The sequence below is a fragment of the Nitrospira sp. Nam80 genome (genome assembly GCF_965152575.1).
This window is the reverse complement of the sequence record NZ_OZ224216.1, coordinates 4,249,582-4,270,869: the sequence shown is the minus strand read 5'-3', so window position 1 is coordinate 4,270,869 and position 21,288 is coordinate 4,249,582. Positions and strand designations below refer to the sequence as shown.

Here is a 21,288-nt window from a genome sequence, read left to right as displayed (position 1 = left end):
GTGCTTGATGCTCCAAACGGGTGAGCTGTTCGGCATTTATGCGGATCTTCTACAGGAATGGGTTGACCGAACAGCAAGCGGAACGATGAGCGCGAAACCAGATGCTCCGCTCAGCCTCTCTGCCGTGCTCGAGGACGAATACCGTCTGCTCCACGGGCCGCTTCCGTCCGACTATCCCGCTCATGACGCCGACTCGGCCCGCGTCCGGGAAATCACGTCTTACATCCATGGTCTCGATCGCAAGCGCACCGCGTTGTGTTTTTCTGGAGGGGGTATCCGCAGCGCGACCTACGGCTTGGGAGTCCTGCGGTCACTGGCGCGCCTACGCTTGCTCGATAAGTTCGACTATCTCTCGACGGTCTCAGGCGGCGGGTATATCGGGAGCTGGCTCACGGCGTGGATCCACCGGCATCCGCGCGGACTGCCTGGGGTCATGCACGAGTTATCCATAGGGTCGCCGACCGGCGAGAGCCATGAAGCAGACCCGGTGCGTTGGCTGCGCAATTACAGCAACTATCTGACTCCAAAACTCGGCTTTCTTTCGGCCGATTCATGGACATTGCTCGGCATTTACCTGCGAAATTTGCTGCTGAACTGGATGGTCCTGCTGCCGCTATTAATGGTGCCGCTGCTCGCGCCGAGGGCGCTGATCGCGCTTCTGCAAATGAATACCGCGGGCCATGAGGTTTCGAAATTTCTGACGACCGAGATGTTGGTCTCAGGGTTGGGACTTGCGGCCGTCGCGCTGATTTACCTCCATCTCTGCCGGCCGCATCTTCACGAGCTACGGGTTCGGTATGGGTTCCAGCGGTTGGAAACGCAGGCCTGGTTCCTCAAGGCCTGTCTGGCGCCTCTCCTTTTGTCCACCGTCTGCCTGACGATCAGCTGGGCTTGGTATCGAAATGCCGGCGGCGAGCAATTCACTTGGATGCTCGCCGTATCGGGCGCATCGTTGATTCATGTCGGCAGCTGGCTTTTTTCAACGGTCGCATTGCGCCGGCTGCAGCTGTTCGGCAAATGGATTTTCGGGGAGTTGGCCGTAATTGCGGGGACCGGCGCCGCAGGAGGATTTTTTCTGTGGGCGGTGTTGATCAACACACCGGCCGACCTTCCCGTGGCGAGGTACGCGGAATGGTATGCCTGTTTCGGTATTCCCGGATACCTCGCGATGTTCCTGCTGACCGCGACCTTGTTCATTGGGATGGCGAGCCGAGTCACCGATGACCATGACCGGGAATGGTGGGGACGTACGGGATCCTGGTGTCTCATTGCCATGGTGTTATGGACGGTGCTGAGCGGGGTCGTTATTTTCGGGCCGGGTCTCCTGGCCTATATGCCGCATGTCGTTGCCCCGCTGGGTGGTCTATCTGGCTTGATCACGCTCTTCTTGGGATTTGGATCGAAAACTCCGGCAAAAACGGAAACGGATCGATCATGGTCGGTCGTCGTATTGGAAGCAGCCTCGAAGGCAGCCGCACCCATTTTCATGTTGTTCATCCTGATTCTGTTGGCTTTGGTATCCAGCTGGCTGCTGAATGCCTTGGCCGGTCATCTCCATGGCCATCCGCTCACCATGGCGGCGGGTCCGGAGAACATCGGCTTGCTGATGCCTTCGAAGCCTGTCGCACACAATTTGATTTTGCACAATGCGACCTTGCCGATGATCGTGGAACTGGCGGGGATTCTCGGTCTGATCGGAATCCTGATGGCGGTTACGATCAACATCAACCAGTTCTCTTTGCATGCGATGTACCGAAACAGATTGATCCGCGCCTATCTTGGCGCTTCCCGCCGGCCGGAAGAGAGGAAACGGCTGTTTAATCCCTTTACCGGCTTCGATCCCCGTGACAATGAGGCCATGTGCAATCTACGGTTCGACGATGTCCGGCTGGCCGGCGCGCTCTATCGGGACCATCTCTCGGATTCGACGCGGCGGCGTTTGGAAGGTGGTCACTGCGGAGGCGCGCCCGGGGACTTGCAGGATGATCTTGATCGCGAGCTCGATCATGATATACGGAAGCTGATCGAGCGAGGCGTGCTGGATCGAATGTCCCAAGACTTGGCCTTTGGCCCGGCCTGCCTGGAGCGGCTGAAAACCCTGACCAAAGTTCCGTCGGAGGAACAATCCTGGCGCGACACTACGTCATGGCTGAGATCGATTCTGCTGAACCGGCTCGACCGAGTCGAGCCCCGCCCGCTGCACGTGCTGAATATTGCCCTGAATCTGGTCAAGGGCGACAACCTCGCGTGGCAGCAGAGAAAGGCGCAATCGCTGACGGTTAGCGCGCTCCACTGCGGCAGTTCCAATTTGGGATACCGGCGCTCTCAAGACTACGGAAAGAACGTCTTTTTGAATCGACCGATCTCGCTTGGGACGGCGCTGGCCATTTCCGGGGCGGCCGCGAGCCCGAACATGGGCTATCACTCATCGCCGGCCGTCACATTCCTCCTTGCCCTTTTCAATGTCCGCTTGGGTTGGTGGCTCGGCAATCCGGGACCGGCAGGGGTGGCCACCTATTCTCGATCGTCACCCACTTTCGCCGTGGGGCCGCTCTTTTCCGAGGCGTTCGGGCTTACGGATGCCGGACATCCCTATGTCTACCTGTCGGATGGGGGACATTTTGAGAACCTGGGTCTCTATGAAATGGTGCTGCGCCGCTGTCATTCCATTCTTGTGGTGGACGCCGGCTGTGACCCCGCCGGATTTTTCGAAGATCTCGGCAATGCCATTCGAAAAATTCAAGTCGATCTGGGCATCGAGATTGACATGGACCTCGAATTGCTGAAGCGGCAACCCGGCTCGTCCGCCAGCCGGGGGCACCATGCCATCGGCTCCATTCGCTACGACAAGGTAGACGCGACCGCCGCCGTGGGAACCATCCTGTATCTCAAGCCTTCATTGACCGGCGACGAACCGACCGATGTCCACGAATATGCCGTACACCATCCGGCCTTTCCCCACGAGCCGACCTCCGATCAATTTTTCGACGAATCGCAATTCCAATCGTACAGCCGCCTCGGCGAACATGCGGCCTGGGAAGTGCTCAGTCCCGCGGCTCACTGCGCCGGCGAGGGCTTTACGGCGGTCTGTGAGGAATTGCGATCCCATTGGGTCACCGCGCCGCCGGCGATGCAAGACTTTCTCCTCCGCGAGACGCCCGGGTTGGGCCGGCTCAACCAATTGTTGCGCAACGATCCGCAGCTCCTGCATTACGATCTTCAACTGTATCCGGAACTCCAGTCGCTCTTCGGGCATCCGCCGCCGGATTCCTCGATGGATCCGCGTTCGGCCTTGCACGCCTGCCGCGCGCAGCTTGAAGTGATGGAAAAGGTTTTTTATGCCTTGAGGTTGGAGGAGTTCCATGCGCATCCGCTCAGCCGCGGATGGATGAATCTGTTCCGCCGCTGGGCCTCGACGCCCACATTGCGCGGATTCTGGCCGATGCTCTGCGGCAGCTACAGTCGTCAGTTCGTGGACTTTATTCAGCGCCATTTGGGTTTGGCATTTGACCAGGCCCTCTCCGTTGGGCCATGCGAAAATGTAGATCACGTGGCGCCGCTTCTTGCCGAGATGGCGCGCGAGTGTCAGATCATCCCGGAGTACCCGGAGAACTGCCGAAGGGCTTTTCACCAGCCGGCGCCGCTTCGTGGAGGGCAGGGAAGACCGGATGGTGTCGCCAGATGGGCGCTCCGCATCCTGCCGACCGACGCTGAGCCGCAGAATGGACGGATGAGCGGGCAGTTCTTGGCGGTTGCCGCGGCAACCATCCCGTCCGGCCGCACAGTAGAGCTGTATACGTGGGTCCGGCCGGCCTATCGTGGACTCGGCATCGGCAGCCGCCTCTTGCGAGCGGCTCTCCATTCGCTCAGCCAAACCTATGCAGGGTCTATCGTCATGGTGGACTTTGGGCCGGATGATGCGAACGTGGCCGGCTACTCCGATCAAAAGGCGGTGTGGGTGAAATTCTATGAGCAGCTCGGATTCACCCGCGACGGATCCGTTCCGGGTCGGCTCAGGATGAAACGAACGCTACGGTGAGTCAGTTCTGAGTTCTGAATTGTGTCTTCTGAGTTGGAAACTTGAACAGGACACGATTTGTCGAACTCAGAGTGTTGCTATTCCCACGCCGGCACGAGGCGCCCGCCGGATTCCTGCCAGGATGGCCGCCAGGCCAAGGCCACGAATTTCACGGCGATATTGGATTTTGTGGGTTTCACGATGACCTCATCGAAACGTTCCGCGAGCGGATCGCTTGCGGCAGCCGCGGCCTGAATCTCTTGTTGGAATTGCGCCTCCAACTCGGTGAGCTGTTGTTGTAGCGCCGTGACGTTGTCCTGTGCTTGATTCACATCTTCCGCTTCCTTCATGACCCGGCCTGCTCCGCGGATGGCCGTGGTGGCTCTGCCGATGTTGGCCGCGCTCACGGTCTTTCTGCCGAGAAAGGCACCGAGGATGGTCGCGCCGACGGAAATAGCCGCCTGTATCTGACTGTTTCGTGATTCCGTCGTCTGTCGTTCGACCGCCTGTTGAGCCCGTCTGATTCGTTCCTGGAGAGTCGCGATCTTTGGCGCATATTTGAGACGCAGGCGCTTCGCATCCTGATCACGCTGTTCTCGTCCTGTCTGTTGCAGCCGTACGCGGAAATCCCGCTCCGATTCCCCGGGATTCGACAGCAGTTTCGTGCTCGGGCTTCGCATCAGCTGCAGCCGGCGGTTCCGAAATAGCCATCCGAGGAAATCCTGTTTCCACACTTCATAGCTCTTTCGCTTGGTGGCGATGGCTGGCAGGGCTGCGAATGCCGCGGTCTTTTCCGGAGCGTCATCCAAGTCACCGATCTCCAGCGCGGTGTCCGCCGCATGGTCCCAATCGACAGCAACCGCCCCATCGGTAATCGGCGCCAGCACCGTCACTGGCTCGGTATAATCGACCCCCGCTTTCGTGTCGGTCATTCTGACTTGGGCGTAGCCAAGGAGCATCGGCTGATAGATCAGGTCCGTGCCGGCCGGGTGCGCGCCGCGAATCGGGATGAAGTGCTGCGGGACGTCGGGCGGCACGATCGGGCGTGAAGGGTGAGTCGTAAGGATGGAGATGACTGTCCGGCCTTTTTCTTCTTCGCCTGACCCCGTACCCCCGATGCCTGGCGATTCGGTTCCGCGTTTGATGGGGTCCATCAACGATTTAATCTGCGTCCGAGTCAGGGGGCCGCGGAGATAGGACAGGGTCCACCTGGTTTCAAAGACTTCAGGGGCATCCTCATGAACATTATTCATTAAGAATATGCGACTTCCCAAGCCGGCCAGGAGTCGCTCCATGTTGCTGCGATCAAACCGGCGTCCGCCGCTTGCCGCCGCTCCTTCCAGGCCTTCAAGCATCCGCGCTTTGTCCCGTTCGGTCTGAAGGCGACCAATGAACCAGGTACCGGCGTTGGCCAATCCCTTGTAATCCAAATCGACCGGATTCTGAGTCGCGAGGACGACACCCAATCCGAACGCTCTGGCCTGTTTCAACAACGTGAGGAGCGGCGCCTTCGAGGGAGGGTTCGCGACAGGAGGGAAGTAGCCGAATATTTCATCCATGTACAGAATGGCCCGCAGGCTTGTCGTCCCCGACTGGGTCCTCATCCATCCCAAGACTTGAGTCAGAAGCAGTGTCACGAAAAACATCCGCTCGGCATCGTTCAGATGGGCGATGGACATGATGGCCAACTGCGGTTTGCCCGCCTGGGAATGCAGCAGTGTTCCCACATCCATCGCCTCTCCCTCCAGCCATGCGCTGAACCCGGGCGCGGCAAGCAGGTTATTCAACTTCATCGCGAGCGCGAATCGTTCCTTGGACGGAAAAAACGATTCAAGATCCAGCACGCCGACCTTGGTCACGGGAGGGGCCTGAATCGCCTGGATCAGCGAGGCCAAGTCAAGATCCTGCCTGTCCTTCCAAAGCTGAGCAAAGATGGTGGACAAGAGAATGTGCTCGCGACTCTTGACGGGATCGGCTTCGATGCCGATGAGCGCCAGTAGGCCGGTCACCGTCGTGCCGACCCGCTCGCGCAGCAACTCCGGATCATCGAGGATCGGAGTTGATGGAACGGAAAAGGATTTGAGGATGGACAGCGGAATGCCCGCATTGCTGCCCGGCGTATACACCACGCAGTCGGCCGCTTCACGGAGTTTCTGGATGCGGGATCCGTCTTGTCCCCACTCGGCGAGTCCGCTCTTCCACAAAGCCGCCTGTTGCTCGGCATAGGTCTGCGGGGACAGCCCCTTTTTGCGCGCGTCATCTTCGTTCACCCACGGAACAAAATCGTCTCCGCGCAGTTGCGAAAATGTCAGCATCAAGTTCGTCAGATCTCCCTTCGGATCGATGATCAGGGCGGGAATGGCATCGATCGCGGCTTCTTCAAGCAAACCGATACAGAGCCCGGTTTTCCCGCTTCCTGTCATGCCGACACAAACGGCATGGGTCACGAGGTCCTTGGAGTCATAGAGCAACAGGTCCCGCTCCCGCTGCTTGGAGGCCGGATCATATCGACGGCCCAGATAAAAGACGCCCAGCTTCTCAAAGTCCTCGTTCGGTTGGCCGGAAGCGGCGGCCCGTTCGCGCGGAGCCTCGCGTTTCTTCCGTGGCATGGGTCCTCCCTGCAAGGTAAACGGCAAAACGGAAACACCGGCGTGCATTGTATGGCGGGCGCGCGGAGGCCGCAAGGCCGTGGAGGGAAGCTAATCTCGGGTGCTTCCCTCGGTGGACTAGGGGTCGGCCTAGTGCAGTAAGGTTCTAATGATTCCTACACTGAGGTTCTACGGAGGATCGAACCGATCATGACAACATTCTATCGCGGGAGGATGTACCCATGAAGAAATCTTGGATCATAGCCACACTGGTGCTGCTGGGCGGATGCGGGCCGCAATATACGATTCCAAACTTCGAGACCGACGAAGTGGAGAAGGTCATATCGAGCGGACGCTCCCCCCAGTCCTGCATCGAGAATCTTAAGGAAGACGCCCAGAAGCTCAATCTCAAAGTCCGCCTGACCGATGTGCACCATGAAGCGACGTCCGGGCCGATCGCCTGGATCTATACAAACAGCTACGTCTGCACGGGCAGGGTGGTAAAGAGCAGCGCAGAAGCTCAAAAAGCTCTGTGAAAATCCGATTCGCTCTGACGTTTGACGATGGGCCTCATGTGAACACCGGATTGGTGTTGGAGAAGCTCGGTCGTAACCGGGTTCAGCCCGACATCAAGGCCGTGTTTTTTGTGCAGACTCGGAGCATCGAGGGTGGGGGATGCCGGCAAGGGCGCGCGCTGCTTCAACGAGAACATGCGGAGGGGCATGTGTTGGGTCTTCATACCGGGACGGCGAGAGGCCATATTAGCCATACGAGCATGTCGTCGGCTGAATTGAATCGATCGTTGGAGGACGGGATGGCGGACATCTGCGCGGTCACCGGAGCCAAGCCGTCCCTCGTGCGGCCGCCCTATTGGTGGTTTAACCAGACGACGGTCGCGGAGTACGAGCGTCATGGCCTGAAGATGATATTGTCCGACGTGAAGGCGTACGACGGCATCAATTGGGGTCTGCATGTGTTGAGACGGTGGAACTTCCGTGCGCAGCTCGCCTCGATCGCCGGACGCCTGCCGGACGATGAGATTCCCACGACCGGCGACGTCGTTCCCGTCGTCGTCGCGTTCCATGACACGAATTCGTACACGGCCGAACATGTCGGCGACTATCTTGAGCTACTTATAGAGGAAGCCGTTCGAGCCGGTCTGCCGTTGGACCATCAACCCTATTACGACGAGGCGACGGAGCTGGAGAGGGCCGCGCGACATCGCGCGGTTCATCCGCTCCGAGCCGCCTCGTCAAGAAGGCGCCCGCCCGCGGCGTGATAGCCATGTCTCAACAAGCTGAGAAACCGATGGCTTCGATATCCGAGACAGAGATTGCGCGGCTGATCGTCGAGACGTTGCACCTCGATGTCTCGCCTGCGGATGTGGACCACGGCGCTCCGCTTTTCGGTGAAGGTCTTGGATTGGACTCCATCGACATGCTGGAAATCGCCTTATCCGTCTCAAAGAAGTATGGACTCGAGCTGCGCTCCGAAGATCGCGCGGCTTTCGCATCGGTGCGCGCCCTCACCGCTCATATCGAACAACACAGGACCAAATGATCCGCTCGGCCATGCGAGCAACAGATCTCGCACTCAGGAAACTTGACCATAGGGATGTTCTCGACGAGCGGCAGACCTCTCCACTTCTCGTGCACCGAGATCCGGAGGATTGTGTGGCGTGGCGCCGGGGAACCGCATTCTCCGTGTCGGACTTCCTGGGGACCGTCGCCGATCTGGCCTCTCGATTACCGCCCAAGCGGCATGCCGTCAATCTCTGCAAGGATCGCTACCATTTTCTGATCGGATTTGCCGCGGCGTTACTATCCAAGCACGTCAGCCTGTTTCCGACCTGCCGGGCGCCGGAATCGCTCGCGCAGATCAATGACCGCTATCCCGAAAGCTACATCCTGACCGACCACGACGACATACCTCGTGGCATGCCGGTGTGCCGCCCGTCCGATGCCCTCTTGTCTTCCTCACCGGTATCGACCCAGGAGATTCCAGTTCCGATGATCCCGGTCGATCGCCTCGCCGCCGTCGTCTTTACATCAGGAAGCAGCGGGTTGCCGAGGGCGCATGCCAAGACCTGGGGCTCCCTGGTGCGGGGTGCGGATGTGCTCGCGCGGCAACTCCACATCCAGGCCGCCATGCCGCGTGTCGCGGTCGGCACCGTCCCGCCGCAACATATGTATGGTCTGGAAACGACGATCATGCTGCCCCTCCAGCGGGGCTGGATCGTCCATGCCGCCCATCCGGTGTTCCCAGCGGACATTCGCGGCGAACTCGATGTGCTCCAGGCGCCGGCTTGGTTGATGACGACGCCGATTCATCTTCGGGCCTATGTCGGTCAAGAGACTCCCTTGCCGGGGCTGGAAGGCATTGTGTCGGCCACCATGCCGCTGTCCCGCGCATTGGCCGAAAAAGCAGAACGATTATGGAATGCGCCGGTCCACGAGATCTACGGTTGTACCGAAACCGGCGTGATCGGATTGCGGCAACCTACCGACAAGGAGGTGTGGACCCTATGCCGAGGCTTACGGCTCAAGCAGGACGGGGATGCCGCCTGGGTGAGCGGCGGCCACGTCGGCGAATCGTTCCGCTTGGCGGACCGGATTTCAGTCCTTAATGTCGACGAATTCGTCCTGCACGGTCCCGGCTATGACGTGGTGAAGGTAGCGGGAAAACGCGCGTCCCTGGCGGCCTTGAATGCGGTTTTGGCCGGCATCGACGGAGTCGTGGATGGAGTGTTTTACCGGCCTGCCGGCGGCAGAAACGGGCACGGCCGGCTCACCGCGTTCGTGGTGGCCCCGGGATTGTCTCCCTCAGTGATCGTGGCGGCGTTACGGACCAGGATCGATCCGGTCTTCCTTCCGCGCCCGCTGCATTTGGTTGAAAGGTTGCCGCGAAATGCAACAGGAAAGTTGCCGCGTGAACAACTCGAGGCCTTTGCGATCGGATTCGTGAAGCAGCCGCCATCACGAGGCTGATCCATGCAGATCACAGCTCAGAGATGCATTTCCACCGATCATCCGGCGTTGGCCGGGCACTTTCCCGGGAATCCCATTGTTCCCGGTGTGCTGTTGTTGAACGAAGTGCTCTCAGTGATCGAACGTGGATTGAGGGTGACGCCTGGACCTGTGTCCTTCTCAATCGTGAAATTCACTGCTCCATTACGTCCCGGCGAACTCTTTACCGTTACCATAGATGTCGCCGACAGGGGGCGGATTTCCTTCACCATCCGCCGGGGGAACACTGCGATCGCGTCGGGAAGCTTGCAGCAGCGCGACGCTCTCGTGGCGACTGTGACATCGTGAAGGTCGAATGGTTGACCAAACCTGAACGCGGCAACCTGTTCCTTGTCCGTTTCCTCACCTGGATAACTCTGCGGATCGGCCGGCCGATCGGGCGATTGATCCTGCCCCTCATTTGTCTCTACTTCATGCTGTTCTCGCGCGGGACGTCCGCATCGTCCCGCCGGTACTTAGCGCGGGCCTTGCGGCGGCCGGCCGGGTGGCGGGACGTGTTTCGTCATTACCATGCCTTCGCCTCGACGATTCACGACCGCGTCTATCTTCTATCGGGACGACATCAGTATTTCGACCTGCAGATCGAAGGGGCCTCCGAGCTGGAACCATTTCTAGTCGAGAAGCGCGGGTGCATCCTGCTGGGGTCGCATTTGGGAAGCTTCGAAGTACTTCGCGCGCAGGGTCTGTTCGAGAAGCACCTGCCGATCAACGTCATTATGCATGAGGGGGCTGCTTCAAACTTGAATCGCGTGCTTCATGGCCTGTGCCCGGAAATCCGAGAACGAATTATTCCTCCGGGCACGTCGGACACCATGTTGCTGGTGAAAGAACGGTTGGATCGGGGAGAATTGGTCGGAATTCTGGGGGACCGGCTCTTACAACATGAGAAGTCCGTCACCTGCAAGTTCCTTGGGGTTCCGACCCGGTTTTCTGAAGGACCCTTTTTGCTCGCCGCCGTCTTGCAAGCGCCGGTAGTGCTGTGCTTCGGCTTGTATCGGGGCGGCCGCCGCTATCTCATCCGGTTCGAGTTATTGACGGAACGGATTACCAAAGACAGGAGCCGTTGCGCCGGAGAGGTTCAGCAATGGGTGGAACGGTATGTCGAACGACTGGAGCACTATTGCCGGCTCTATCCGTACAACTGGTTTAATTTCTATGAACAGTCCTATGAATCTCCTGGTTCGGTCGTGGACACTGATTCTCGCGCTTGGGCTGCCCGTTCTCGTTGAGGCGGACACCGAACAGCCCTTGGATCTGCCCCAACTCATGGAGTTGATGGCGCAGGTGAAGGACCGCCGGGAACGGTTCACCGAAACCAAGTCGCTCGCCGTTCTGACCAAGCCGTTGGTGCTGACCGGGACGTTGGCCTATTCGCGGCCGGACCGTGTCGAAAAACATGTCATGACCCCCTATGAAGAACATCTCATCGTAAAAGGCGATGAGCTGACCTTGATGAATAAGGACGGCACGAAGCGAATCGGCGTGAAAAGCCATCCGCTGATCTGGTCGTTCGTCGAAGCGATTCGAGCCAGCCTTGCCGGCGAAGTGACCGCGCTCCGGCGCTTCTACCACGTCAAGCTTGAGGGCACACGAACGAGCTGGCTGCTGACGTTACGTCCACTCGATCCACAGGCCGCGTCCTATTTGACATCCATTATGCTGAGCGGGCGTGGGAATCATTTGAAGTCGGTCGATATCAGGGAGACGGGTGGAGACCGATCCGTCATGGCTATCCATGAGCCGGTCTCGTGACTGCCGGGTCACGGGCGGCCGTAGCCATCTGGGTCATCCTGTTGCTGGCCGGTGGGCTGGTCATCAGCCGCCTGACGCTGACCGCCGACTTGACGGCTCTCTTGCCGCGAGCCGCTGACCGCATGCAACACTTGCTGGTCGCCCAATTGCACGACGGGGTCGCGGCCAGACTGATCCTGATGGGACTCCAAGGGGCGCCGCCCGAATCCTTGGCGGATGCCAGCCGGCTGATCATTCGGCGCCTGCAGTCAAGCGGCCTGTTCAGTTATGTGAATAACGGGGATCCGGCTGCCTTCGAGGAAGAGCGGGATATTGTGATGCGTCACCGATATCTGCTGAGTTCCGCCGTCACCAGCGGCCACTTTACGGCTGATTCCCTCCGCGCCTCACTGGGCGAGCAACTGCGGCTGCTCGGCTCTCCGACCGGAGCGCTCACGAAGGCCCTATTGCCGGCCGACCCGACCGGCGAACTGGGGCATATCCTTGCCGACATCTCTCCCGGCACTCCCCCTTCGATGCTCCATGGAGTCTGGTTCTCTCGGGATGGAACACGGGCTCAGCTCATTGCGGAATCGGCCGCGCCGGGATTCGATCTCGACCGGCAGGAAGAGGCATTAGCGGCGATCCGTGCGGCGTTCGCCGATACGGGCCTCCCCGCTGACAGTCGATTACTCCTCAGCGGCCCCGCGGTGTTCGCCGTGGAGGCTCGGGAGACCATTGAGGCTGACTCCTGGCGGCTCTCCCTTATTGCGGGCACTCTCGTCATTATGCTGCTCGCTCTAGTCTATCGATCGGTTCCACTCATCTTGTTGAGCCTGCTGCCGGTGTTGACGGGCCTCTTCATGGGAATCGCGGCGGTGCAACTGCTGTTCGGCTTCGTCCACGGCATTACACTGGGGTTCGGAGCCACGTTGATCGGAGAAGCCGTCGATTATCCCGCCTATCTGTTCATTCATTTGGCTCCGGGTGAACAGTTGAAGCACACACTGTCGCGCATATGGCCCACGCTCCGCCTTGCCGTGCTCACGACGGTCTTCGGCGGCCTGAGCATGCTCTTGTCCAGCTTCACCGGGCTCTCCCAGTTGGGCGCTCTCACCGTCGTGGGCGTCATCGCCGCCGGTCTCGTCACCCGATGGATCGTGCCGGCGCTAGCGCCGGCACCGCAGGCGGTCCCGTCGGCTCATGTTCCTTGGATCGATTGGAATCGCCCCTTGCGATGGATGAGCCGCGGACGATGGCTCGTGTGGTTCGGCGCGGCCATGGCGCTGTCATTCCTGGCGATGAATCATGGTCGAATCTGGGATGATGACTTGGCGCATCTCAGCCCGATTTCCCAGTCGGCGAAACGATTGGACGAACAGTTGCGCACGGATGTGGGAGCGCCGGATGTGCGGTATTTGTTGATCATGACCGCCGCAAGTCGCGACGAAGTCCTGGCAATGAGCGAGGCTGCCGACATTCTTCTCCGCCGGCTGGTTCACGAAGGCCTGCTGACGGGGTTCGATTTACCCAGTCTCTATCTACCCTCTCGTGAGACGCAGAGCCGCCGCCGCGCCGCGCTTCCTGAACCGGTCGCGTTGCGAACCGCCTTAGAGGAGGCGATCGAGGACTTGCCGTTTCGAAAGGGTTTGTTCCAGCCGTTCCTCCAGGACGTCGAGCGGGCGCGTACCGGTGAATTCATGGACATTTCCTCGCTCGGCTCGTCCGCTCTCTCACTGAAGCTGCACGCGCTCCTGCTGCAGACGGGGCAGGAATGGACGGCGCTGGCTCCGTTGCGAGGAGTCGCGGAACCGGCCGCGCTGGCTGCCCGGATCGAACGGGAAGACGCGAATCTGTCGTTTCTTGACCTAAAGGCGGAAGCGGATCGGTTGGTGGCGGGGTATCGGCAGGAGGCGCTGCGGCTGACCGCCGCCGGGCTCGTGGCCATCACGCTTATTCTGTGGTGGGGCCTGCGTCGTCCCAGCCTCGTCGCGGCGGTATTGGTTCCCTCGGTGCTCGCGATCCTGTTGGCCGTTACGGCGCTTGTTCTGGCGGGAGAGCGCCTGTCGCTCTTTCATCTGGTGTCATTGCTGCTGGTGTTGGGCATCGGCCTCAATTATGCCCTCTTTTTTCAGCGCCCCGCGGACGACGAGACCGACCGCCGGCGCACGTCGTTGTCCCTGACCGTCTGTATTGCAGCCACGCTGTCCGCCTTCGGCACGCTGGCCTTTTCGCGCACGCCCGTGTTGCATGCAATCGGCAGCACGGTGAGCCTGGGCGCCTTCTTTTCGCTGATTCTTTCGGCGACATTATCGAAGCCCGAGGTGAAGACGTGACCTTCATGGAACCCCTGCCGGTGACCGGCATTGCCACAGCCAACCCCTTGGGTCTCGGCCTGCCGGCCACATGGGATGCGCTACACGAAGGACGAAGCAGCCTGCGCCCCAACGATTTCGAGGATGCGGCCGTCAAGACGTGGATTGGACGAATCGTCGGACTGGAGGAACAACCGATTCTCGGTGAGCTGTCCGACTGGGATTGCCGGAATAATCGCCTGGCTTTGCTTGGACTACGACAGGACGGATTCGAGGAATCCGTGGATGATGCGCGACGGAGCTATGGGACGGGACGAATCGGCGTGGTCATCGGGACGACGACGTCGGGAATTTACGAGACGGAACTGGCCTATCGCCGGCGGGCTGCGGACGGGGCGCTGCCCGACACGTTGCGATACCGGCACCAGCAGAATCTCTTCTCGGTCAGCGAGTTCGTCCGGCGCCGGCTTGGGTTGTCCGGCCCGGCCGTCTCCATTTCGACCGCTTGTTCATCCAGCGCGAAGGTGTTTGCAAGCGCGTCGCGGCTCATCCGGTCCGGTGTCTGCGATGCAGTGGTCGTCGGGGGTGTGGACAGCTTGTGCCTCATGACCCTGTATGGATTTGCGTCGCTCGGGCTGTTGTCGGATCATCCCTGTCGTCCCTGCGACGTGGCGCGAAACGGACTGTCGATCGGCGAGGCCGCGGGATTCATGTTACTGGAGCGACCCGGCCGGCGGAACGCGGATGTGGTCTTGCTCGGGTATGGGGAAAGCAGCGACGCCTACCACATGTCGACGCCGCAACCGGAGGGAAAGGGAGCGGCGGCGGCCATGGAGCAGGCCTTGGCGCGCGCGGGGCTTAAATCCATCGACATTGATTATGTCAATCTGCACGGCACCGGCACGCCGGCCAACGATCGGGCTGAAGATCGGGCCGTTTGTGCGGTGCTGGGAGACCGTACACCCTGCAGTTCGACCAAGGGTGGAACGGGACACACGCTCGGGGCAGCCGGCATTACCGAAGCGATTCTCTGCGCCCTGTGCCTCCGGCATGATTTCATCCCCGGGACCTTACACACGGCGGTGGTCGATCCTTGCCTGGGAAGCCGCATCATGGTGAAGAGTGTCTATCAGCCGCTCGCGCGCGTCATCAGTAATTCATTCGGGTTCGGTGGTAATAATTGCAGCCTGATATTCGGAAAGGTGACGTCATGATCCTGTCTGTTCATGCGGTCGGTGTGCTGGGACCGGGGCTGGACGGATGGCCGTCCACGCGCGCGATCCTGGCCGGCCTCAACGCGTATCACGTGCGGCCGACCAGGAAACCGATTGCCGAGGTGTTACCCGCGACCGAGCGGCGGCGAAGCAGCGAGGCGGCTCGTCTCGCCATTGCGGTCGCGCAAGAAGCCTTCGAGGCGGGCGGGATTTCTGCCCGCGAGGTGGCGACGGTCTTCGCTTCCTCGGACGGTGACGGCCACATCACCCATACGATTTGCCAGTCACTGGCCGGCGCCGACCGCGACGTTTCACCGACCCTTTTCCATAACTCCGTTTACAATGCCCCGGCAGGGTACTGGAGCATTGCCACTGGCTCGCGATCCGGATCAACCAGCCTGTGCGCGTACGACCTGTCCTTTGCGGCAGCCTTGTTGGAAGCGGCGGTCCAGGTGACGGTGGAACGGCAACCGGTGATGATGATTGCGTCGGACTTGCCGTTTCCCGATCCGCTCCAGGCGGTGAGACCGATGGATCACAGTTTCGCCGTTGCGCTTCTTTTGGCGCCGGACGAAGGCGGTGCGCCGTTAATGCGATGGGATGTGACGCTGGGTGCCTATCGAGACTCCACGGCTTTGCCGCCGGGACTCAATGAGACGTTGCAGAACAATCCCGCGGCCCGATGCTTGCCGCTGTTGGCGGCATTGGCCGAAGGAGGTCCGGCCCTCGTTTCGCTGGAATATCTTGACCATTCGAGTCTCGTGGTGACCTGTGACCCGTGATAGGCCGATCGATATCGCCGCTCTCATTCCTCACCAAGGCGCCATGTGCTTGCTGGATATGGTGGAAAGCTGGAATGAGGAGGGAATAGTCTGCCGCACGAACAGTCATCGGCGTCCGGAAAATCCCTTGCGGGACGGTGTGGGACTGCGAGGCCCGTGCGCGGTTGAATATGGCGCGCAGGCCGCCGCGGCGCATGCCGGGCTGATGGAAGAAGCATCAGCTGCCGGAGCGCGGACGGGATTCCTCGCGGCGGTCCGGGAGGTCATGGTGTCGGTGGCGCGGTTCGATGACATCGACGAAGTGCTCACCGTGCGTGCGGATGTGGCGATGAGGCAGGGATCCGGTCGCGTCTACGAGATCATCGTCACGGCCGGGGCGCAGACCATTCTCACGGGGCGTATCGTGGTCATGATGCCACGCGCGGCGGATGAGAGCTTTTCATGACGGGAGGGAGGCCGCAGAAGGGCCACAGCATGTTTGGAGAGACCCAACCATGATGAAGAAACGGGCATTGGTGACGGGCGGCAGTGGGCACATCGGCGCGGCGATCTGCCGGGAACTCGCGGCAGCCGGCCTGCATGTGATTATTCATGCCCATCGACATCCCGATCGAGCCCAGGCCTTGGCCGATTCGGTTTGTATGTCCGGAAGGTCGGCCGAAGCGGTGACGTTTGATGTCACGGATTATGAGCAGACGCAGCCGGTGTTGACCAAATTGCTGGAGGACGGGGCGATTCAAGTCTTGGTGAACAACGCCGGCATCTTTCAGGATGGGCCGATGGCCGGGATGACGCCCGCTCAATGGAGCAACGTAATCGATGTGTCGTTGAAAGGATTCTTCAATGTCACGCAACCGCTGCTGCTTCCTATGATCGGGACCAGGTGGGGGCGCATCGTGACGGTCACCTCAATCAGCGGATTGATCGGCAACCGGGGCCAGGTCAACTACGCCGCGGCCAAAGCCGGCCTTCATGGAGCGACAAAGGCGCTGGCGCTGGAGTTGGCGCCGCGCGGGATTACGGTGAACGCCGTGGCGCCGGGGCTTGTCTCGACTCCTACCACGGCAGGCCTCTTCGACGCGGATACCATTGCGCGGCTGGTTCCGATGAAACGAGCCGGCGCACCATCGGAGGTGGGAAGCATGGTGGCCTACCTGGTCTCCGATGCCGCTTCTTATCTGTCCGGCCAAATCATTTCGGTGAATGGAGCCATGGCATGAACGATCCGCGCTCTCGCTACGTCGCCGTGATCCCGGCGTTCAATGAAGCCGCGACGATTTACGACGTGGCGGCGCGCGCCTTGAAGGTCGTTTCTCAGGTCATCGTGGTCGATGACGGGTCGAGCGACGGTACGGCTGCAGCCTTGCGTGATCTTCCGGTCACCCTCCTTCGCCAGCCCGACAACCATGGGAAAGCGGCGGCGCTCTGGCGGGGCATGCGAGCCGCCATCGACCAGGGAGCAACCGCGATCATTACACTCGACGGCGACGGGCAGCATGAGCCGGAATCCATTCCTGCCTTGATCGCCATGCACCGGCGGGCTCCCCATGCCGTCATCATCGGATCCCGATTGCATGACGCTCACGCGATTCCCCAGGCGCGGTTGCTGGCAAACCGGGTGGCGAACTTTTGGATCTCCTGGGCTGCCGGACAGTCTATCGCGGACAGTCAATCGGGGTTTCGGCTCTATCCGACCACGGTGCTTGGGTCGGTGGTCTTATCGTGCGACCGGAGGGCGGGGTTTGTCTTCGAAAGCGAAGTGCTGATCGAGGCGGGCCGGAAAGGTATCAGAATTCAATCTGTCCCGGTGTCTGCGGTCTATGGACGGCATCTTCGCCGAAGTCATTTTCGAAAAGGCAGGGACATCGCGAGGATTACGAGAATGGTGGCGCGAAAGCTCATCGCCCGGAACTTGGATGTGCCGTCCTTGATCCGCAGCCGCCGCCCGCAGTCTTCTCCTTCCCCGTCGTTCGGTCGTCACGTGGATCCATCCCGGCCGATGGGATCCCGCCGGCGCATTCTGTTTGTTGCCGAGGCGGTGAGCCTGGCCCACATGGCACGAGCGGTCGCTCTGGCTCAATCGCTCGACCAGAACCGTTATGACATTCACTTGGCCTGCGACCCGCGTTACGCCGAACTGTTCCAACCGCTGTCTTTTCCCATCCATCCGATCGTTTCGCTCGCAGGCGGCGAATTCCAGCACCGGCTCGCAAAAGGGAATCCCCTGTATACCGTTTCCGAGATGCGCCGCTATGTGAAGGAGGACTTGCGCGTCATCGGCTCCCTGGACCCTGCCGTGGTCGTCGGCGATTTTCGCCTGTCTCTGTCGATCAGCGCGAGAGCGGCCGGCGTGCCCTACATGACCGTGACGAACGCCCATTGGAGTCCCTATGCACGGCCGCGGTTCATCGTCCCGGAATTGGCGATTGCGACGAAGTTTGGACCAAGGCTAGGCCAAGCGCTGTTCAATCTCATGAGGCCGGTCGCGTTCGCTCATCATGCCTGGGCCGCCAACAAAGTTCGCCGGGAGTACGGATTGCCCGCCATGGGCTATAGCTTGTCTCGGATCTTCACGGAGGCAGATCAGACGGTATATGCGGATATTCCTCAGCTCGTGCCGACCTATCATCTGCCGTCCCATCATCACTATATCGGTCCTGTCTTATGGTCGCCCGCGACCAGGCCGCCTTGGTGGGATAGCATGCCGGAAATTCGACCGTCGGCTTACGTCAATCTGGGGTCATCGGGAAGAAGCGATCTCTTGCCGGCTATCCTGAGGGTCTTGGAGGACCTTGGCGTTAGCGCTTTGGTTTCGACGGCCGGACGGCAATTCCGGGCAGCGGTTCAAGGCCGCGCCTGGATTTCCGAGTATCTACCCGGTACCGAAGCAGCCACGCGGGCCGATCTTGTCATTTGCAACGGGGGCAGTGCGACGGTCTACCAGGCGTTGGCAGCCGGCGTTCCTGTGCTTGGCATTCCCAATAATCTTGATCAATATCTCATGATGGACTACACGCAAAAATTCGGCGCCGGACAATACGTTCGTGCCGGCGATCCCTCCGTGACGACCTTGAGCCGGGCGGCGCGCCAACTGCTGCGTGAGCCTCATTGGAAACGCCGAGCCGCATCGCTCAAGACTGCAATCCAAGCCAGGGCTGGCATCCGGCCTTTCGCGGCGCTGCTGGAGAATATGTGCGATCCGAATGCGGTTTGCGAACCGGCCTCGACTCCGGGGCCGGCGGTCAAGGATGGCCTCGGTTCGGCCGGTCGGGTGCTTGAAAAATCAGGACAGCACGAGACCCCACGCGGGATGCCGGACGTGCGCTGTTAATGAAGATGGCTACCGGAGGCAGAGATGTCCTCGACTGATCCGCTGCCCCATCGCCGGACCGGTGACATGGAACACATGGGTCCGCTCGCCAGGCTGATAGATGGCTTGCCTCATCCGCATTCGGTCCCGTTGACCGGCCTCTTTATTCTCGCCATTTTGTATACGTTGCACCTTGGACGCGTTGTGTTTGTTCCCATCGCCATCGCCGTCATGCTGTCCGTATTGTTGGCGCCGCTGATCCGCCGCATGAAGAGAATGAACATTCCCGAGCCGATCGGAGCCGCGTTCGTGCTGGCGATCGTCGTGCTTGTTGTCGCGTATGGGCTCTTGCGGCTTTCGGAACCGGCGGCGGAATGGATCGCCAGGGCGCCCGATACGTTCAGCGCGGCCGAACAGAAACTTCGCGTGCTCAAGAGACCCATGCAGGAGATGAACAAAGCGTCCGACCTCATTGCGAATGCAGCCGATCCGGATGGATCAAAGAAAGTGCAACAAGTGAAGCTGAAAAATGATGCCTGGCCGGCAAAGATATTCAGCATCACCGGGGAATTCCTCGCCGGCCTCGCGGCGATGATGGTGTTGCTCTATTTCTTTTTGTCGTCGGGCGATTTGTTTCTCCAGAAGGTGATGAAAGTGTTGCACCGATTACAGGATAAGAAGCGGGCGGTGGAGATTATTCGCGAGATTGAGGGACAAGTGGCCACCTATCTGTTCACGGTGACTTGCATCAATTGCGGCCTGGGTTTTGCTGTGGGGAGTGCCATGTTCTTTCTGGGGATGCCGAATCCGGTTTTGTGGGGAACCATGGCTGCGTTGCTGACGTTCATTCCGTATTTGGGACATATGATCGGCGTCGCGGTGGTCTCATTGGTCGCGGCCATGACGTTCGAGAGCGCGGGATGGATTCTTGCGGTTGCAGGAGCCTATTCCTTGTTCGCTCTCATCGAGGGCTCGTTCGCCTATCCCCTGATTCTCGGCCATCGGCTGGAACTCAATCCTGTCGTCCTCTTGATCGGCCTAATGGTGTGGGGATGGATGTGGGGCATCCCCGGAGCCCTATTGGCCGTTCCACTCATGGTGGCGTTTAAAATTCTATGCGAACATATCGAGATGCTGGCACCGGTTGGGGAGTTCATGGGGAGATAACTGAGAGAGTTGCGGCCTGATCGCTACAAGAAGAGGCGATCAGGCCGCCGGAGAAGGACGCTGATGGTGCTGCGGAATCGCAGCCCTGCCGCGGGCGCGGTACTCTTCTCAGCGATTCAATATCGCCGAGACCTTCAGTGCTTGATTCAACGTGTCGACCATTTTGAGATGTGCGGTTCGATCAACACTCAAATCCGACGCGAACAGATCGGCATGCTTGCTCTGGAGCAACCGGGCGAAGTCCTGCTGCCTATCCGCCGGAATCTGGTACAACGACGCCAAAGAGCTCACGTATTGGCCGCCGCCGGCCGCGGACTCCTGACGAAGGTTCTCATATGCCACACCTGCAAAGAGATTGATTTTGTGCTCCTGCTTCACCAAGCCGTCCTGTGAGAGCAGGTCCGACGGGCTCGTGCTGGAGAAGAAGTTGATAGTTGTATCGACGGTCGCTTTGGTCGTGTTGCAGGCCGACAGACTAAGGCCCGCCGCCATGATCCCCACCGCGGTCAACAATTGACTGAATGTACTCATGGGCCCTCCTTGTATCTTGGACGGTAAGTTATGAACCCCGTATGCGACTATCGGTCGGCCGTGCCTTTCGAAAGTGGAGCCGGCACATTGTTATGGCCCGTACACTTCTTCGGAGCCTCGTCCGCTAAATAGTCCGGGAGAACGGAGATGATCGGGCAAGCGGTCACACGAACGATTCAGCGCATGACGAGTTCACTTGCCGCAGGTGATCTTCATGGACTCGATATCGTTGGCCATATCCAGTTTGCCGAGATTCTGGACCCGCTGTCCCGGGGCAAACGCGATTTCAGTCCCTTTGTAATCCTTATCTTCGTATGCCCGCACGGTCGCATTGGATCCGACGATGACGCTTTCGATGTCGTTGCTCCAATCTTTTCCCGCGACGCTCTTGAGCGTGGCGAACTCTTTCGGCCCATAGAGCTTGACGTGGGGATCGTCGGCGTCGAAGTCATCATCTTCAAAAATCTCGATCCAGCAATTTTTGTCGACCACCTGCATTTCCAGATCCGCCGCGCCGCTCGGGAGCCAGGCGGCGAATATGAGTACCGGCGCAAGGAACCATGCTCTCACGCAAAGGTTGTGCAACCGCATCGTACCCTCCTTTTC

At 60.0% G+C, this 21,288-nt stretch carries 18 protein-coding genes and 1 pseudogene; 16 read left to right on the top strand and 3 right to left on the bottom strand.

What is annotated here, in order from left to right; genetic code table 11:
- Window positions 1–7 precede the first annotated feature (7 nt).
- Complete coding sequence (locus tag ACWGXE_RS19945; protein ID WP_447599852.1) at window positions 8–4,039, top strand: GNAT family N-acetyltransferase; 4,032 nt, start codon at window positions 8–10, stop codon at window positions 4,037–4,039.
- A gap of 77 nt (window positions 4,040–4,116) precedes the next feature.
- On the opposite strand, the gene ACWGXE_RS19940 is transcribed toward ACWGXE_RS19945, so the two are convergent.
- Window positions 4,117–6,627 carry an ATP-binding protein gene (locus tag ACWGXE_RS19940; protein ID WP_447599851.1) on the bottom strand — a complete coding sequence of 837 codons (2,511 nt, stop codon included), beginning with the start codon at window positions 6,625–6,627 and terminating at the stop codon, window positions 4,117–4,119.
- Window positions 6,628–6,848: 221 nt separating this feature from the next.
- Here ACWGXE_RS19940 and ACWGXE_RS19935 point away from each other — a divergent pair, with 221 nt between their 5' ends.
- The 15 genes and pseudogenes from ACWGXE_RS19935 (at window position 6,849) to ACWGXE_RS19865 (ending at window position 20,151) form a co-directional block, all read left to right on the top strand.
- Window positions 6,849–7,142, top strand: a complete 294-nt coding sequence (locus tag ACWGXE_RS19935) for a hypothetical protein (protein ID WP_447599849.1) — start codon at window positions 6,849–6,851, stop codon at window positions 7,140–7,142.
- Between the two features lie 38 nt (window positions 7,143–7,180).
- A complete protein-coding gene (locus ACWGXE_RS19930; protein WP_447599847.1) occupies window positions 7,181–7,885 on the top strand; it encodes a polysaccharide deacetylase family protein in 705 nt (234 codons plus the stop codon).
- Between the two features lie 29 nt (window positions 7,886–7,914).
- The gene (locus tag ACWGXE_RS19925; protein WP_447599845.1) at window positions 7,915–8,166 is read left to right on the top strand and encodes a phosphopantetheine-binding protein; all 252 of its coding nucleotides are present in this window, start codon (window positions 7,915–7,917) and stop codon (window positions 8,164–8,166) included.
- Window positions 8,167–8,279: 113 nt separating this feature from the next.
- Entirely contained in the window at window positions 8,280–9,593 is a 1,314-nt protein-coding gene (locus ACWGXE_RS19920) for an AMP-binding protein (protein WP_447599843.1), read from the top strand.
- A gap of 3 nt (window positions 9,594–9,596) precedes the next feature.
- A complete protein-coding gene (locus tag ACWGXE_RS19915) occupies window positions 9,597–9,920 on the top strand; it encodes a 3-hydroxyacyl-ACP dehydratase FabZ family protein (protein ID WP_447599841.1) in 324 nt (107 codons plus the stop codon).
- The gene (locus tag ACWGXE_RS19910) at window positions 9,917–10,861 is read left to right on the top strand and encodes an LpxL/LpxP family acyltransferase (RefSeq protein WP_447599839.1); all 945 of its coding nucleotides are present in this window, start codon (window positions 9,917–9,919) and stop codon (window positions 10,859–10,861) included. The genes ACWGXE_RS19915 and ACWGXE_RS19910 overlap by 4 nt, the downstream gene beginning before the upstream one ends.
- Complete coding sequence (locus ACWGXE_RS19905; RefSeq protein ID WP_447599838.1) at window positions 10,800–11,384, top strand: LolA-related protein; 585 nt, start codon at window positions 10,800–10,802, stop codon at window positions 11,382–11,384. Before ACWGXE_RS19910 ends, ACWGXE_RS19905 begins: the two co-directional genes overlap by 62 nt.
- The gene (locus ACWGXE_RS19900) at window positions 11,381–13,699 is read left to right on the top strand and encodes an MMPL family transporter (protein ID WP_447599836.1); all 2,319 of its coding nucleotides are present in this window, start codon (window positions 11,381–11,383) and stop codon (window positions 13,697–13,699) included. The genes ACWGXE_RS19905 and ACWGXE_RS19900 overlap by 4 nt, the downstream gene beginning before the upstream one ends.
- Window positions 13,700–13,704: 5 nt before the next feature.
- Window positions 13,705–14,892 (top strand): beta-ketoacyl-[acyl-carrier-protein] synthase family protein, encoded by a 1,188-nt coding sequence (locus tag ACWGXE_RS19895; RefSeq protein WP_447599834.1) that lies wholly within the window; start codon window positions 13,705–13,707, stop codon window positions 14,890–14,892.
- Window positions 14,889–15,674, top strand: coding sequence for a beta-ketoacyl synthase chain length factor (locus ACWGXE_RS19890; RefSeq protein WP_447599832.1), 786 nt, complete (start codon window positions 14,889–14,891; stop codon window positions 15,672–15,674). Before ACWGXE_RS19895 ends, ACWGXE_RS19890 begins: the two co-directional genes overlap by 4 nt.
- Window positions 15,664–16,119, top strand: a complete 456-nt coding sequence (locus ACWGXE_RS19885; protein ID WP_447599830.1) for a hypothetical protein — start codon at window positions 15,664–15,666, stop codon at window positions 16,117–16,119. Before ACWGXE_RS19890 ends, ACWGXE_RS19885 begins: the two co-directional genes overlap by 11 nt.
- Before the next feature lie 52 nt (window positions 16,120–16,171).
- Entirely contained in the window at window positions 16,172–16,894 is a 723-nt protein-coding gene (fabG, locus tag ACWGXE_RS19880) for a 3-oxoacyl-ACP reductase FabG (RefSeq protein ID WP_447603815.1), read from the top strand.
- A pseudogene (locus tag ACWGXE_RS19875) lies at window positions 16,891–17,616 on the top strand (glycosyltransferase family 2 protein); the annotation flags it as partial. The gene fabG and the pseudogene ACWGXE_RS19875, both read left to right, overlap by 4 nt.
- A 57-nt stretch (window positions 17,617–17,673) precedes the next feature.
- Entirely contained in the window at window positions 17,674–19,005 is a 1,332-nt protein-coding gene (locus ACWGXE_RS19870; protein ID WP_447603814.1) for a glycosyltransferase, read from the top strand.
- Between the two features lie 24 nt (window positions 19,006–19,029).
- Window positions 19,030–20,151 carry an AI-2E family transporter gene (locus tag ACWGXE_RS19865; protein ID WP_447599828.1) on the top strand — a complete coding sequence of 374 codons (1,122 nt, stop codon included), beginning with the start codon at window positions 19,030–19,032 and terminating at the stop codon, window positions 20,149–20,151.
- A gap of 108 nt (window positions 20,152–20,259) precedes the next feature.
- Here ACWGXE_RS19865 and ACWGXE_RS19860 read toward each other — a convergent pair whose 3' ends face one another.
- Together ACWGXE_RS19860 and ACWGXE_RS19855 are read right to left on the bottom strand one after the other, a co-directional pair.
- Window positions 20,260–20,682 carry a DUF3015 family protein gene (locus ACWGXE_RS19860; protein WP_447599826.1) on the bottom strand — a complete coding sequence of 141 codons (423 nt, stop codon included), beginning with the start codon at window positions 20,680–20,682 and terminating at the stop codon, window positions 20,260–20,262.
- 192 nt (window positions 20,683–20,874) lie between these two features.
- Complete coding sequence (locus ACWGXE_RS19855) at window positions 20,875–21,273, bottom strand: beta/gamma crystallin domain-containing protein (protein WP_447599824.1); 399 nt, start codon at window positions 21,271–21,273, stop codon at window positions 20,875–20,877.
- Between the last annotated feature and the right edge of the window lie 15 nt (window positions 21,274–21,288).

Excerpts from the sequence above, each read along its gene's own strand:
- ACWGXE_RS19945 (WP_447599852.1), top strand. The coding sequence starts at position 8 with ATGCTCCAAACGGGTGAGCTGTTCGGCATTTATGCGGATCTTCTACAG.
- ACWGXE_RS19940 (WP_447599851.1), bottom strand. The coding sequence starts at position 6,627 with ATGCCACGGAAGAAACGCGAGGCTCCGCGCGAACGGGCCGCCGCTTCC.
- ACWGXE_RS19935 (WP_447599849.1), top strand. The coding sequence starts at position 6,849 with ATGAAGAAATCTTGGATCATAGCCACACTGGTGCTGCTGGGCGGATGC.
- ACWGXE_RS19925 (WP_447599845.1), top strand. The coding sequence starts at position 7,915 with ATGGCTTCGATATCCGAGACAGAGATTGCGCGGCTGATCGTCGAGACG.
- ACWGXE_RS19915 (WP_447599841.1), top strand. The coding sequence starts at position 9,597 with ATGCAGATCACAGCTCAGAGATGCATTTCCACCGATCATCCGGCGTTG.
- ACWGXE_RS19905 (WP_447599838.1), top strand. The coding sequence starts at position 10,800 with ATGAATCTCCTGGTTCGGTCGTGGACACTGATTCTCGCGCTTGGGCTG.
- ACWGXE_RS19895 (WP_447599834.1), top strand. The coding sequence starts at position 13,705 with ATGGAACCCCTGCCGGTGACCGGCATTGCCACAGCCAACCCCTTGGGT.
- ACWGXE_RS19890 (WP_447599832.1), top strand. The coding sequence starts at position 14,889 with ATGATCCTGTCTGTTCATGCGGTCGGTGTGCTGGGACCGGGGCTGGAC.
- fabG (WP_447603815.1), top strand. The coding sequence starts at position 16,172 with ATGAAGAAACGGGCATTGGTGACGGGCGGCAGTGGGCACATCGGCGCG.
- ACWGXE_RS19870 (WP_447603814.1), top strand. The coding sequence starts at position 17,674 with ATGGGATCCCGCCGGCGCATTCTGTTTGTTGCCGAGGCGGTGAGCCTG.
- ACWGXE_RS19865 (WP_447599828.1), top strand. The coding sequence starts at position 19,030 with ATGTCCTCGACTGATCCGCTGCCCCATCGCCGGACCGGTGACATGGAA.
- ACWGXE_RS19860 (WP_447599826.1), bottom strand. The coding sequence starts at position 20,682 with ATGAGTACATTCAGTCAATTGTTGACCGCGGTGGGGATCATGGCGGCG.
- ACWGXE_RS19855 (WP_447599824.1), bottom strand. The coding sequence starts at position 21,273 with ATGCGGTTGCACAACCTTTGCGTGAGAGCATGGTTCCTTGCGCCGGTA.